Source organism: Pseudomonas helleri, assembly GCF_009600315.1.
In the GTDB taxonomy this organism is placed as follows: domain Bacteria; phylum Pseudomonadota; class Gammaproteobacteria; order Pseudomonadales; family Pseudomonadaceae; genus Aquipseudomonas; species Aquipseudomonas helleri_A.
The window spans coordinates 51585-65356 of record NZ_WIWC01000004.1 but is presented as its reverse complement, the minus strand read 5'-3'; the positions used below and the strand labels follow the sequence as shown (position 1 = coordinate 65356).

The following is a 13772-nucleotide window of genomic DNA, read 5'->3' as shown; positions in this document are numbered from 1 at the left end:
GGTTTATTCCCCTTTAGTGCCCGCAGCTTTTTCTGTGGCCGGGGCAGATGCCGGGGATGCGCCTGGAGACTTGTCCATGATTTTCACTTCAATACCTGGCTTGACGTATTGCAGGCCGTCAGTGATCAGGCGATCACCTGCTTTGAGGCCGTCTTCCACCAACCAGTCGCTGCCGGCGGTACGGGTCGCTTGCAGTACGCGCAATTCAACTTTGTTGTCCGGGCCAACGATCAGTGCTGTCGGCTGGCCTTTGGAGTTGTGAGTTACACCGATTTGCGGGGCCAGAATGGCATCGCTGTTGATACCGGCTTCCAGTTGCGCATGAACAAACATGCCTGGCAGCAGGATGTCTTTCGGGTTCGGGAATACCGCACGCAAAGTGACGGAACCGGTGGTTTCGTCCACTGACACTTCAGAGAATTCCAGGCGGCCTTCTTCTGAGTATTCGCTGCCGTCGGGCAGGGTCAGCTTAACTTTGGCAGCGTTGGCGCCGGCGGATTTCAAGCGGCCATCTGCCAGATCGCGGCGCAGTTCGAGCATTTCGACCGAGGACTGGGTTACGTCAACATAGATCGGGTCCAGTTGAGTGATCACGGCCAATGCGTTGGCCTGACCGCTGGTGACCAGAGCCCCTTCCGTGAACAGCGAACGACCAATACGACCGGTGAGCGGTGCGAGCACTTTGGTGTAACGCAAGTTCACCATGGCGGTATTGAGTGCGGCTTCGGCTTCAAGGCGGGCCGACTCGGCGTTGTCGTATTCCTGACGGCTTACCGCTTGCTCTGCGACCAATTGCTTGTAGCGATCTGCGAGCGATTTGGCCGATTGTAGCGTTGCCTTGGCGCTCAGCACGCTGCTTTGGTAGATGGCTGGATCGATTTGATACAGCTGCTGGCCTTCTTTGACGTCACTGCCTTCCTTGAAGTAGCGCTTAAGAATGATCCCGTTTACCTGCGGGCGAACTTCTGCCGAGCGATAAGACGCTGTACGGCCTGGAAGATCAGTAGTCAGGGTAAATGGCTGGGTTTTCAGCGTCACGACGCCGACCTGAGGGATTTGCGGGGCAGGTGCTGCCTCTTCCTTTTTACATCCGCTGATCAGCGAAGCTAGGGCGATGGCAGCAACCAGAGCGGTAACAGCTGGCTTGAATTGCATGAAAATCCTCGGGTCAGGCACGCGAAAGCGCACAAGAATAGTGGAAGGGTAAAGAAAGCTGTTCCGGGTGGATAAGTAGCTTGCTAAGGAATATACTTACATTCATGTCTGTTTGTAAATAGCGCGGCCCTTTTACACAGCGCGCTACAACATCCTTTTTAACGCTTGAAGTAGGCCGGGATAAGGCATAACAACCGCCACCCGATGTTGGTTTGGACGCTTGAATTAAAACGTCCGGATCCTCCTGATTGAGGTTTTTATTGCCATGGTGCGTCGTACCAAAGAAGAAGCTCAGGAAACGCGCAGTGCGATTCTCGAAGCGGCTGAGCAGGCCTTTTATGAGCGTGGTGTCGCACGCACAACATTGGCTGATATTGCCGCGTTGGCGGGCGTTACCCGCGGCGCCATTTACTGGCACTTCAGCAACAAAGCCGATTTGGTACAAGCCATGTTGGACAGCTTGCATGAGCCGTTGGAAGAACTGGCCAAGGCCAGTGAAAGCCAGGATGAGCTGGATCCACTTGGGTGCATGCGCAAGCTGCTGGTGAAGTTGTTTCGCCAGATAGCCATTGACCCTAAAACCCGGCGCATCAATGAGATTTTGTTTCATAAGTGTGAATTCACTGACGAAATGTGCGATTTGCGTCGTCAACGCCAAGTGGCGATGGTCGACTGTAATAGTCGAATCGAGCTCACACTGAACAATGCTATCCATCGCAATCAACTCCCCAATAACCTTGACGCTCGTCGTGCGGCCATTTGTTTGCATGCCTATATCGACGGCATTCTCGGTCAATGGCTGCTGGTTCCCGACAGTTTTGAACTGCACAAGGAAGCCGAGGTATGGGTTGATGCTGGCATCGAAATGATCAGCTTGAGCCTGAGCCTACGCAATTGATGCCAAATTCGATCAGAGTCTAGTCGGAACGAAGGATAAGGGTAGGAAGATTTCCCAATTGAGGCAGTCAGATTCCGAGCGGTCTTTATATACGTCTAGGTCGCGGGTTTAAAGGTAGTCAGCTATGTATTTTGTAGGCCAATTGTTACCGCATGGTTAAGGGTGCGAAGAGTCCTACATCAGACAACCGTTTGCTTGAGCGTCGGCGCCGCTGCAATGAAACGGGAACAGACCCTAGAGTTGTGGTGTGCGTATCCCCTACACTCGGGTAACGCTGTGGCTTTGGGCCAGAGCTGCCAGAGTTCCAGTGTGTGCGGTGAAAACGCCGACCCTGAACTTAAGCAAACAGGCTGCGATATGCCGAGAGCGTCGTGGCAAATTCGAGGAATAACAATTGAACAAGATTTACTCGAGTGCTGAATCCGCTTTGCAGGGGCTTGTCGAAGACGGCATGACCTTGGCTGTTGGAGGGTTCGGGTTGTGTGGTATCCCGGAAGCCTTGATTGCGGCCCTGCGTGATACTGGTAAACGTGATCTGACTGTGATCAGCAACAACGCGGGCGTCGATGGTTTCGGATTGGGTCAACTGCTGACGACTCGTCAGATTCGCAAAATGATTTCCTCTTACGTCGGTGAGAACAAAGAGTTCGAGCGTCAGTATTTGGCAGGCGAACTGGAGCTTGAATTCACCCCGCAAGGCACCCTGGCTGAAAAGCTTCGGGCTGGCGGAGCCGGTATTCCTGCGTTTTACACCAAGACGGGTTACGGGACATTGGTGGCAGAAGGCAAGGAAACCCGCGAATTTGACGGTGAGTGGTACGTCATGGAGCGCTCGCTACGCGCCGACGTCGCTTTGGTCAAAGCGTGGAAGGCTGACAAATCCGGCAATCTGCTGTTCAACAAAACCGCACGTAACTTCAACCCACTAGCGGCCATGGCGGCCAAAGTGTGTGTGGTTGAAGTGGAAGAGATCGTTGAAATCGGCGAAATCGAACCGGATCACGTTCATTTACCGGGCATCTATGTCCAACGGCTGATCCTTAATGCCACCCCGGAAAAACGCATCGAACAACGCACTGTGCGGAGCGCCTGATCATGGCCTGGACTCGTGAAGAAATGGCGCACCGCGCCGCCCAAGAATTGCAGGACGGCTTTTACGTCAATTTGGGTATTGGCTTGCCGACGCTGGTTGCCAACTACATACCCGAGGGCATGGATGTCTGGCTACAAAGTGAAAATGGCTTGCTGGGTATTGGTCCGTTTCCTACCGAAGATGAGGTAGATGCCGACCTGATCAACGCGGGTAAACAAACCATCACCACTTTGCCCGGCAGCAGTTTTTTCAACAGCGCCGATTCCTTTGCCATGATCCGTGGTGGTCATATCAATCTGTCGATTCTGGGGGCGATGCAAGTCTCCGAGAAAGGCGATCTGGCCAACTGGATGATCCCCGGCAAAATGGTCAAAGGGATGGGCGGCGCGATGGATCTGGTAGCCGGGGTCAAGCGCGTGGTCGTGTTGATGGAGCACACGGCCAAAGGCGGCGCGCACAAACTGCTCAAAGCGTGCGATTTACCGTTGACCGGCGTGGGTGTGGTGGATCGGATCATTACCGACCTGGGTGTGCTCGACGTAACCGAACAGGGCCTAAAACTGATCGAGCTGGCCGCGGGCGTCACGCGTGAGCAGCTTCAAGAAGCCACAGGTTGCGAAATCAACGGTTAACCCCTGCACACTGAAAACCGCTGCCTAAGGCAACGGTTGATGATTGAATGCGTTAAAACGCAAAAAGCCCCGGCTCATATGAGACGGGGCTTTTTAGCTACAGCAGGAATCAGCGTTCCAGATCGACGATCTTGTTTGGCTTGCCATCCCACTCGGCCGCGTCCGGCAGAGGGTCTTTACGCTCAGTGATGTTTGGCCAGATTTCAGCCAGTTCAACATTCAACTGAATAAAATTCTCCATGCCAGCAGGAATTTCATCCTCGGAGAAGATGGCCTGTGCAGGGCATTCAGGCTCGCAAAGCGCGCAATCAATGCACTCATCCGGGTGAATCACCAGGAAGTTCGGGCCTTCGTAAAAGCAGTCCACCGGACAGACTTCTACGCAGTCGGTGTACTTGCACTTGATGCAGTTGTCGGTGACGACGAAGGTCATTTCTAATTTTCTCCTCAGGCGGCGGCAGCGAAGCCCTTCCAGTTCGGGCTCGCAGGGCTCGGGAGTGATATCTACTGATCAGGCTAAAAGGCCAGTAGCATCCCGAACCGCGCGCGATTCTAGCAGCTTTTAAAGGCGTGTCTTTAATGTGTAGAGCAAATCAAGTGCTTTACGTGGCGTCAGATTGTCCAGATCCAGCTTGGAAAGGTCATCCAGAACCGGGTGAGGCAGGCTGGCAAACAGATCACTTTGCTGGGGCGCAGCTTTTTTGCCAGCCACTGGTTTTGGCAATTCATGAGGCAAGCTGGTGGTCTCCAGGCGGCTCAAGTGCTCACGCGCGCGAGTGATGACGGGGGAAGGCACACCGGCCAGTTGCGCCACGGCCAAGCCATAGCTCTGACTGGCCGGGCCTGGCAGCACGTGGTGCAGAAACACGATGCGCTCGTTGTGCTCGGTTGCGCTCAAGTGCACGTTGGCGACCAGTGGCTCACTCTCGGGCAGGACCGTCAGCTCGAAGTAGTGAGTGGCGAACAATGTATAAGCACGCAGTTGAGCCAGTCGTTCGGCGGCAGCCCAAGCCAGCGACAGGCCGTCAAAGGTACTGGTGCCGCGACCCACTTCGTCCATCAGGACCAGACTGCGCTCGGTGGCGTTGTGCAAAATGTTCGCGGTTTCACTCATCTCAACCATGAAGGTAGAGCGCCCGCCTGCCAAGTCATCACTGGAGCCGATGCGGGTAAAGATACGGTCGACGAGCGACAGTTCGCAGCTGGCCGCTGGTACGAAACTGCCGATATGGGCCAGCAACACGAGCAATGCGGTCTGACGCATATAGGTCGATTTACCGCCCATGTTCGGGCCGGTGATCACCAGCATCCGGGTGTTGTCATCCAGTGCCAGATCGTTGGCCACAAACGGGGTGGTCAGCACTTGTTCAACCACCGGGTGACGCCCCTGGTTGATGCGCATGCACGGCTCATCAACAAAACGCGGGCAGTTCAAGTCGAGGTTTAACGCGCGCTCGGCCAGGTTGCTCAGTACATCCAATTCGGCCAGCGCGGCGGCGGTGTCCTGCAGGGGCGGCAGCTCACCAATCAACGTTTCGAGCAAGGCTTCATAGAGCATCTTCTCGCGGGCCAATGCGCGACTTTTGGCAGACAGGGCTTTATCTTCGAAGGCTTTAAGCTCCGGAGTGATAAAGCGCTCAGCCCCTTTCAGGGTCTGGCGTCGAATGTAATCTGCAGGCGCTTGTTCGGCCTGTTTGCTGGGCAACTCGATAAAGTAGCCATGTACCCGGTTGTAACCGACCTTGAGGTTAGCCAGACCGGTACGGGCTTTTTCGCGGGCTTCGAGGTCAATCAAGAATTGGCCGGCGTTTTCGCTCAATGATTGCAGCTCATCCAGCTCGGCGTCATAACCGGTCTTGAGTACTCCGCCATCGCGGATGATGGCGGGTGGATTATCGTTGATGGCTTTTTCAAGCAGGGCCGCCAGCTCGGGGTAGGTGCTGGTGATGCGGGCCAGCTCCTGCAAATGCGGGGCTTCGAGGCCGATCATTGCATCCTGTAACTCTGGCAGTGCCGTCAATGCATCGCGTAAACGGGCCAGATCCCTCGGGCGGGCGTTACGCAAACCGATTCGCGCCAGAATACGTTCCAGATCGCCAATTTCCTTGAGCTGCGGCTGCAGCTTTTCAAAGCGGTAGCCATCAAGCAGGCAGGTAATCGACGATTGGCGCGCGAGCAACACACTCAAATCGCGCAGCGGGCGATTCAGCCAGCGGGTCAGCAAGCGGCTGCCCATCGACGTCTGGCAGCGGTCCACCACCGATTGCAAGGTGTTGTCACGGCCGCCCGCCAGGTTAGTGTCCAGTTCCAGATTGCGGCGGCTGGCACCGTCGAGCACCACAGTGTCATCCAGACGTTCGTGGCGCAGGCTGCGCAAATGGGGCAGGGCGGTACGTTGCGTTTCCTTGGCATAGCTGAGCAAGCAACCTGCGGCGCCAATCGCCAGGGTCAGGTTCTCGCAACCGAAGCCCTTAAGGTCTTGGGTCGAAAACTGCTGGCACAGGCTTTTAAAGGCCGAGTCGCGCTCGAAATCCCACGGCGCGCGGCGACGTACGCCACGGCGTTTTTCTGCCGGCAAGCCTTGTGGCCAGTCATCCGGAATCATCAGCTCAACCGGATTAATACGTTCCAGTTCAGCCAGCAGGTTCTCCCAGCCCTTGATCTCCAGTACCGAGAAGTTGCCACTGGTGATGTCCAGCACCGCCAGACCAAACAGGCGCTCGTCGCCCAGTACGGCGGCAATCAGGTTGTCACGGCGTTCATCCATCAGCGCTTCGTCGCTGACCGTACCCGGCGTGATGATGCGTACCACTTGGCGATCGACCGGACCTTTGCTGGTTGCCGGGTCCCCGACCTGCTCACAAATCACCACCGATTCGCCAAGCTTTACCAGCTTGGCCAAATAGCCTTCAGCGGCATGGTAAGGAATCCCGCACATGGGGATCGCCTGCCCGGCCGACTGCCCGCGTGCGGTGAGAGTGATATCCAGCAATTTGGCGGCTTTTTTCGCATCTTCGTAGAAGATCTCGTAGAAATCGCCCATGCGATAGAACATCAACTGATCAGGGTGCTGGTTCTTCAGGCGCCAGTACTGCTGCATCATCGGCGTGTGGCCGGAAAGGTCGGACGTATTTTTACTCATGAGGGGCTTAGGCGGATTCGTTTTAAAAGTGGGCAAAGGCAGGCGCGCGGCCTGAAGTTTTCGCAATGGGCGCAAGGTTAACATGTCAGCCACGTGCATCTACAGGCGCTCATGGGCGCTGCTATTAATAGAAGAAATAGCAGTTGCCATCTATAAACACCGTCAGCACTATTCTCGCCATGCCTAAACGAACTGTTTCTATCGTCCTAAAAGAACTGCTTGCTCGTCATCAGCTCAGTGCCATGGCGCTGCATCGTAGTACGGGTGTGCCGCAGTCAACACTTTCGCGAATCTTGAATGGCAAAATTGTCGATCCGTCTGATAAACAGATCTCAAGAATCGCCGAATATTTTCAGATCAGTACCGATCAATTGCGTGGCCGGGGGAGTCCTCGCAGCCTTGCTGTATCCGAGGCTGACCCGAGTCATCCGCAGTTGCGGGACATTTGCTTGTGGGATGACGACACGCCTGTGGCTGATGATGAAGTGTCCATCGCCTTTTTGCGGCAAGTTGAATTGGCGGCAGGTTCCGGGCGTTTTGCCATTGAAGAGAGCGAGCGTGCCAAGTTGCGCTTTGGCAAGCGCAGCCTGCGCCACAATGGCGTGCAATTCGATCAGGCCAAGTGCGTGACGGTGCGCGGTGACAGCATGCTGCCGGTTTTGCGCGATGGTGCAACGGTTGGGGTCAACGCGGGTAAGCGTGCGCTTGAAGAGGTCATTGACGGTGACTTGTATGCAATCAATCACAACGGTCAGCTACGGGTGAAGCAGCTCTATCGCTTGCCGAATGGCATTCGTTTGCGCAGTTTTAACCGTGGCGAGTATCCAGATGAAGACTATGCCTACAGTGACATGGAAGATGAGCAACTTGTCATTTTAGGTCATGTGTTCTGGTGGGGCATGTACGCACGCTGAGCGACCTGTCATGAAAACGCCCACTTAAACGTGGGTTTTTTTTCGGTTTTAAGGAGGTAAATCTTACAGATTGCCTATTCATGGCTGACTTGATTTACGCAGACGTAGAAATATATGCACTGGTGCATTGACTGTATATCCATACATGCATAGTCTAGTTTGCATGACGGTCAGCGATCGAATTCAAGCAGGGAAATGGCGCGATCCAATGCGCCTGCAGCCCAAGTCACAAAGTGGCTTTTTATCCATAAGGACCCAGGAGTGATGACACGATGAATGAACCGCAAGTATTGCTGGATATGCCGGTTTTACTGGTCATCCTTCTGGCCTTGGTGGGGGGTGTTTTTGGTGAGATGTGGCGTGCTGACAAAGACGGTGCCAGTGGATGGTTGCTGGTCAGGCGCCTGGCGCTGCGCTCGGGGGCCTGCATGGTGTGCGGCGTCTCGACCTTTATGCTGTTGTATTCGGCTGGTATGTCTGTACTGGCGGCAGGTGCCTTTGGTTGTCTGACCGCCTTGGCCGGTGCAGATGCTGCGATCAGCCTGTATCAGCGTTGGGCTGCCAAGCGGCTCGGGGTGGAGAGTTCTGCAGCCGACTCACGTATCGAACCTTAGTTTTCGTGTAGGTTATGGTGTTGATCAGCCCCGATAATGATGTCGATTTTTTTGTCTCTCAGGAAATCACTATGGACTCACTGTCTCACCTTGCTGCTGAACTCGGGCACCTGCTGCAGGCGCAAAATGCGCAGGTCACGACGGCTGAATCCTGCACCGGAGGGGGAATTGCTGAAGCCATTACCCGTATCCCCGGCTGCTCTGCCTGGTTCGAGGCAGGTTTTGTCACGTATTCCAATGTGCAAAAGACCAAGCAATTGGGGGTTCCCGAGTCATTGTTCGGCCAAGTCGGCGCTGTCAGCCGCGAGGTGGTCGAGGCGATGGTTACGGGTGCACAAGCTCAAAGCGGAGCACGCTTTGCTGTGGCGGTCAGTGGGGTGGCCGGGCCCGGTGGAGGCTCCGAAGAAAAACCGGTCGGCACCGTATGGCTAGCATGGGGTGATGGTAGCGAGGTCACGTCCGAGCGCCGATATTTTGCCGGTGATCGGGATGAGGTGCGTCGACAAACCGTAATTGCTGCTTTGGAAGGTCTAATACGCCGAACGGTACGAGAAATAAAAAATCAGGGGTAGGCGATCGTTTAACCCTGTGGAATAATACTGGCTACTTATACAGTTATCGGCCGACCGGCCTTATTGATTACGAGAGGACTTTAATGGACGACAACAAGAAGAAAGCCTTGGCTGCGGCCTTGGGTCAGATCGAACGTCAATTCGGCAAGGGTGCCGTGATGCTGATGGGCGAGCAAGAGCGTCAGGAAGTGCCGGCTATCTCTACCGGTTCGCTGGGTCTGGACATCGCGCTGGGCATTGGCGGTCTGCCAAAAGGTCGTATTGTTGAAATCTACGGTCCAGAATCGTCGGGTAAAACCACGCTGACCCTGTCGGTAATCGCGCAAGCACAAAAGGCGGGCGCTACCTGTGCCTTCGTCGATGCCGAGCACGCTCTTGACCCTGAATACGCAGCCAAACTGGGCGTAAATGTTGACGATCTGCTGGTTTCCCAGCCGGATACCGGCGAACAAGCGCTGGAAATCACCGACATGCTGGTGCGTTCCAACGCGGTTGACGTGATCATCATCGACTCCGTCGCAGCATTGACCCCAAAAGCCGAAATCGAAGGCGACATGGGTGACATGCACGTAGGCCTGCAAGCCCGTCTGATGTCGCAGGCTCTGCGTAAAATCACCGGTAACATCAAGAACGCCAACTGCCTGGTGATCTTCATCAACCAGATCCGCATGAAAATCGGCGTGATGTTCGGTAGCCCGGAAACCACCACCGGTGGTAACGCGCTGAAGTTCTACTCCTCGGTACGTCTGGACATCCGCCGCACCGGCGCGGTGAAAGAAGGCGATGTGGTGGTTGGTAGCGAAACCCGCGTCAAAGTGGTCAAAAACAAAATGGCTCCGCCATTCCGTCAGGCCGAATTCCAGATTCTTTACGGCAAGGGCATCTATCTCAATGGCGAGATGATCGACCTGGGCGTATTGCACGGTTTCGTTGAGAAGGCGGGCGCCTGGTACAGCTACAACGGCAGCAAGATTGGTCAGGGTAAAGCCAACTCGGCCAAGTTCCTGGACGACAATCCTGAAATCAAGGAAGCCCTAGAGAAGCAGTTGCGCGCCAAGTTGCTGGGGCCAAAGTCGGATGCCGAGATGGCAGAGATCAAAGTCATGCCAAAAATGAGCAAAGCAGCCAAGGCGGCAGCTGATGAAGCTGAAGCGGCAGAAATGGCGCTGGAAAACGGCTCAGACTCCAATAACAACTGATCTGACTCATGACCGTAGTTCTGGATAACCTGGCCGCGGTGCGTCGTACTGCTATGGACCTGCTCGCGCGACGCGAGCATGGTCGAGTGGAGTTGACCCGTAAGTTGCGTCAGCGCGGTGCTTGCCCCGACATGATCGACATCGCCCTTGACCGTTTAACGGAAGATGGCCTGTTATCAGAGTCGCGTTACCTTGAAAGCTACATCTCTTATCGTGCGGGTTCCGGTTATGGCCCTTTGCGCATCCGCGAAGAACTTAATCAGCGCGGATTGCCTCGTCACGATGTAGAAGATGCGCTGCGCGAGTGTGGGTTTAACTGGCAAGAACGTCTGGAAGAAACCTGGCGCCGCAAGTTCTCCGCACAGCTACCGGAAGATGCGAAAGAGCGTGCACGCCAAGGGCGCTTCTTGAGTTATCGAGGGTATCCGCTGGAAATGATCGGCCGCTTGTTAAGTGGCCGAGAATTTGATGACTGACTGCGGGCATCCGTAGTCGCTGTCGTAGGCTGCGATAAGCGTTGCGTGACCTGCGTTCCTGCTACAACGCTTGAACACATAGCCATTTATCACAGCCTCACTTTCCCTACCTTATTCAGTGACCGACTCGGGCCTTTGTGGCGCTAGCGCGGATTCTGCTGTTGCCCAATTTTCGGGCAAGTTGAGGAAGTTGACGAGTTCGCGCAATCGCCCTTGATTACGCCCACTGAAGGCGAAGCTTAGACAGGTCAAGTGGTTGAGTTCAGGATTGTCGTGCTCCACCTCTGCATAGGCTTGCTGGTGAAAACCGTCATGCAGACAGATGTCGGCAAAGTCCTGATTGATTTGTTCAAGCGCAGCGGCACTCACCGCTTTTCTCATGCGTATGACAAATGTTTTGGTGAGCCAGCGACTGGAATGATAGTTGCGGTAGAACTGGTCGATCTCGGCCACGGCCTCTTCGGCGCTGTGAACAAGGCGCATCAGCTTCAAATCATTCGGCAGTATGTATTGATGGGCTTGCAGCTGGTTATGGATGAAGTCCAGTGCACTTTGCCAAAAGGCTGCGCCGGGCATATCCAGTAGTACGATCGGAACCAAAGGCGTTTTGCCGGTCTGCATCAACGTCAGCACTTCCAGCACCTCGTCGAGTGTGCCAAAGCCGCCGGGGCAAATGATCAGGGCGTCAGCTTCCTTGATGAAAAACAGCTTGCGGGTGAAGAAGAAGTGAAAGGCCAGCAAGTGCTCTGAGCCATTGATCGTGGCGTTGGCTCGTTGTTCAAACGGCAGGGTGATATTGAAACCCAAACTGTATTCCAGACCTGCACCCTCATGTGCCGCGGCCATTATGCCGCCGCCACCACCGGTGATGACCATCATGTCTGAACGGGCCAGTGTGGCGCCCACTTCCTTGGCCAATGCATAGAGCGGGTCTTCAGCGGGCGTACGAGCAGAGCCGAAGACGGTGACTTTACGTCGCCCTTTAAATTGCTCTAGCACGCGAAAGGTTTTTTCGAGTTCGCGGATGGCTTGCAGGGTTATTTTGGCATTCCAGCGATCAATATCGTCATGGGCCATGCGCAAAACAGTCAGAAGCATTTCACGATAAAGCGGTTGGTTGGGGCTGTCAGGGGCCACTCGTTGTAATTGTGCATCAACCTCTTCGGCAACGTGCATGCCGTGGCTTTCGAAGTAAAGGGACAGGGTGTCCTGGGTTTGGTCGGGCATGTATAGCTCCTTCTGGACAACATCCTTGGGCGCGCCCGATCAGCCAAGCGCGACGACACAAGGTGTCAAAAGCGATAGCTTGATGATGGTCCGGGGTTGTCTTGACTGGCAATAGCTAATTGCCTGATGTGGAAGAAGAAGCGTAATTACGATGGGTAAACTGGAGAGGACTGCACGCCGCTTTATGCTGCGGCGCGCGCGAAGAGGCGGGTAATGATTATTTGCGCTGGCAGTTGTCGGCGCCGATGTCCTGGGTCAAAACCGATGTGTTGGTTTTATATTCCCGGATGTCAAAGCGCATGATCGCGCCCTTGGCCATCAATTTGCGGAAGTTGGGGTTGCTGCAAACACTGCGGCCCAGTTGCGGGATGGCGGCTTCCGGAGCAGAGCGCATTTGTGCTGACAGGGTCGGACTAGCTTCCAGGTGATTGATCAGCACCGTGCCTTCAACTGAAAAGCCTTTGTCCAGAAGGTCAGGGCTGATGGCGCTGGGTTTCCCTTCATTGCTGACTTTGGCAACTTTGAGCAAGTCCTTGTTCAAGTTGAACTCTGCCAGAGAGGCCGCTTGTGCGCTCAATGGCAGTGCAAACAGTAGAGCAAGGGTCGGGATGATAGTGCGCAGCATGAAACTCTCCTGATTTCAGTGACGCAAGCTTCGACCCGTCATAGATCGGTGCGTTCAGTGATGCAGGAGTATAGGTCAGCATTCGAGCACAGGAAATGCCCACAGTCATGGTGGCTCGGCCTCTGTTAAACTTCCCGGCTCTCTTTTTACTATCCGTCGTTGCCCCAGACCATGACCCTGATGACCTTTTCCCCCAATGCAGTTGCCCGTTTACGTGACGAGCGTGAAGAGGAGAGCACCAAGCCTTATCTGGCGCGAGGTTCACGTGCGCCGCGCTGCCATACGTGCCGAGTGATCGTCAGTCATTGTCTGTGCAACTGGCGGCCCCGGGTCAGTACTCGTGCGGGTGTGTGCCTGATCATGACCAAAAAGGAAGTGTTCAAGCCCAGTAATACAGGCTGGCTGATTGCGGATGTGGTGAGCGACAACTTTGCTTTTATCTGGTCGCGCACTGAAACCGATGAGGCTTTGCTGGCCTTGTTGGCCGACCCGCAATGGCAGCCTTATCTGGTGTTTCCAGGTGAGTATGTTGCCCCTGAGCGTGTCACGCATTCGGTGGAAATGAACGGCAGCAAGCGCCCCCTCTTTATTCTGCTGGACGCGACCTGGACTGAGGCGCGCAAGATTTTTCGCAAAAGCCCGTATTTTGATGCCTTGCCGATTTTGAGTCTGCTGCCCGAAAAACTGTCTCGCTATCGCTTGCGCAGATCGACGCGCAGCGAGCATCTATGTACAGCCGAGGTGGCCAGCCTGTGTCTGGACCTTGCCGGAGACGCCGAGGCCTCATGTGCGTTGGATGCTTACTTTGATGTCTTCAGTCAGCATTATCTGGATGCCAAAAACCAGTTGCCGATGAACGAGAGCAGTGCAGCGCACCGTGAACTGGGCGTTTTTGTAAAAGACCTTCCCCAGAATCGCTCTCAATAGACTAAAGAAGTAGCGCTACAATTTTCACCATGATGTCACCGGGCGCCATTACCGATTCTGAATGATGGCGCTGCAATGGCATTTAGCTGAGTCAAACGTCAGGTTTTCAACTTGACCCCTCTGGCTTCGCTCGGCATGCTTGGCGCCGATTGGGCGGCAACGGCTGATAAAACGCTTATATCTACCGACGTTTAGCGTAATACGCGTGCTTTGACGCGCTGTTTCACGCTGTTGTTCGAGTTGCCTTAGCGAGCACTGAAATACATCAGGGCTCGCCTGAAAAACAGGATCATTTAAA

14 protein-coding genes are annotated in these 13772 nt (G+C 54.9%); 9 read left to right on the top strand and 5 right to left on the bottom strand.

All coding sequences use genetic code 11. The features are described from left to right. Positions 1 to 3: 3 nt before the first annotated feature. The gene (locus GHN86_RS03890; protein ID WP_153386152.1) at positions 4 to 1155 is read right to left on the bottom strand and encodes an efflux RND transporter periplasmic adaptor subunit; all 1152 of its coding nucleotides are present in this window, start codon (positions 1153 to 1155) and stop codon (positions 4 to 6) included. 265 nt (positions 1156 to 1420) lie between these two features. Between GHN86_RS03890 and GHN86_RS03885 the strand changes: the two genes are divergently transcribed. The 3 genes from GHN86_RS03885 to GHN86_RS03875 all read left to right on the top strand — a co-directional run bounded on the left by GHN86_RS03885 (position 1421) and on the right by GHN86_RS03875 (position 3778). Beyond that, complete coding sequence (locus tag GHN86_RS03885; protein ID WP_153377712.1) at positions 1421 to 2053, top strand: TetR family transcriptional regulator; 633 nt, start codon at positions 1421 to 1423, stop codon at positions 2051 to 2053. Positions 2054 to 2447: 394 nt separating this feature from the next. Further along, positions 2448 to 3146: a CoA transferase subunit A gene (locus GHN86_RS03880; RefSeq protein WP_153377711.1), complete on the top strand. Its 699-nt coding sequence runs from the start codon at positions 2448 to 2450 to the stop codon at positions 3144 to 3146. Between the two features lie 2 nt (positions 3147 to 3148). Next, on the top strand, positions 3149 to 3778 hold the full coding sequence (locus tag GHN86_RS03875; protein ID WP_153377710.1) for a CoA transferase subunit B: 630 nt from the start codon (positions 3149 to 3151) through the stop codon (positions 3776 to 3778). Between the two features lie 109 nt (positions 3779 to 3887). Here GHN86_RS03875 and fdxA read toward each other — a convergent pair whose 3' ends face one another. Further along, entirely contained in the window at positions 3888 to 4211 is a 324-nt protein-coding gene (fdxA, locus tag GHN86_RS03870) for a ferredoxin FdxA (protein WP_153377709.1), read from the bottom strand. Between the two features lie 129 nt (positions 4212 to 4340). Continuing rightward, positions 4341 to 6920, bottom strand: a complete 2580-nt coding sequence (gene mutS / locus GHN86_RS03860) for a DNA mismatch repair protein MutS (protein WP_153386150.1) — start codon at positions 6918 to 6920, stop codon at positions 4341 to 4343. Between the two features lie 179 nt (positions 6921 to 7099). Here mutS and GHN86_RS03855 point away from each other — a divergent pair, with 179 nt between their 5' ends. The 5 genes from GHN86_RS03855 to recX all read left to right on the top strand — a co-directional run bounded on the left by GHN86_RS03855 (position 7100) and on the right by recX (position 10695). Then, complete coding sequence (locus GHN86_RS03855; protein WP_153386148.1) at positions 7100 to 7834, top strand: LexA family transcriptional regulator; 735 nt, start codon at positions 7100 to 7102, stop codon at positions 7832 to 7834. Positions 7835 to 8106: 272 nt separating this feature from the next. Continuing rightward, on the top strand, positions 8107 to 8448 hold the full coding sequence (locus GHN86_RS03850; protein WP_153377706.1) for a phage holin family protein: 342 nt from the start codon (positions 8107 to 8109) through the stop codon (positions 8446 to 8448). A 71-nt stretch (positions 8449 to 8519) separates the two neighbouring features. Continuing rightward, positions 8520 to 9020 (top strand): CinA family protein, encoded by a 501-nt coding sequence (locus GHN86_RS03845; RefSeq protein WP_153386172.1) that lies wholly within the window; start codon positions 8520 to 8522, stop codon positions 9018 to 9020. A gap of 83 nt (positions 9021 to 9103) precedes the next feature. Beyond that, positions 9104 to 10219, top strand: coding sequence for a recombinase RecA (gene recA / locus GHN86_RS03840; RefSeq protein WP_153386146.1), 1116 nt, complete (start codon positions 9104 to 9106; stop codon positions 10217 to 10219). A gap of 8 nt (positions 10220 to 10227) precedes the next feature. After that, on the top strand, positions 10228 to 10695 hold the full coding sequence (recX, locus tag GHN86_RS03835; RefSeq protein ID WP_153377703.1) for a recombination regulator RecX: 468 nt from the start codon (positions 10228 to 10230) through the stop codon (positions 10693 to 10695). A gap of 111 nt (positions 10696 to 10806) precedes the next feature. Here the strand turns inward: recX and GHN86_RS03830 are convergent, their stop codons facing one another. Together GHN86_RS03830 and GHN86_RS03825 are read right to left on the bottom strand one after the other, a co-directional pair. Continuing rightward, positions 10807 to 11922 carry a TIGR00730 family Rossman fold protein gene (locus GHN86_RS03830; protein WP_153377702.1) on the bottom strand — a complete coding sequence of 372 codons (1116 nt, stop codon included), beginning with the start codon at positions 11920 to 11922 and terminating at the stop codon, positions 10807 to 10809. A gap of 217 nt (positions 11923 to 12139) precedes the next feature. Further along, positions 12140 to 12547: a PA3611 family quorum-sensing-regulated virulence factor gene (locus GHN86_RS03825; RefSeq protein ID WP_153377701.1), complete on the bottom strand. Its 408-nt coding sequence runs from the start codon at positions 12545 to 12547 to the stop codon at positions 12140 to 12142. A gap of 180 nt (positions 12548 to 12727) precedes the next feature. Here GHN86_RS03825 and GHN86_RS03820 point away from each other — a divergent pair, with 180 nt between their 5' ends. After that, positions 12728 to 13474 carry a tRNA-uridine aminocarboxypropyltransferase gene (locus GHN86_RS03820; protein WP_153377868.1) on the top strand — a complete coding sequence of 249 codons (747 nt, stop codon included), beginning with the start codon at positions 12728 to 12730 and terminating at the stop codon, positions 13472 to 13474. Positions 13475 to 13772: the final 298 nt, after the last annotated feature.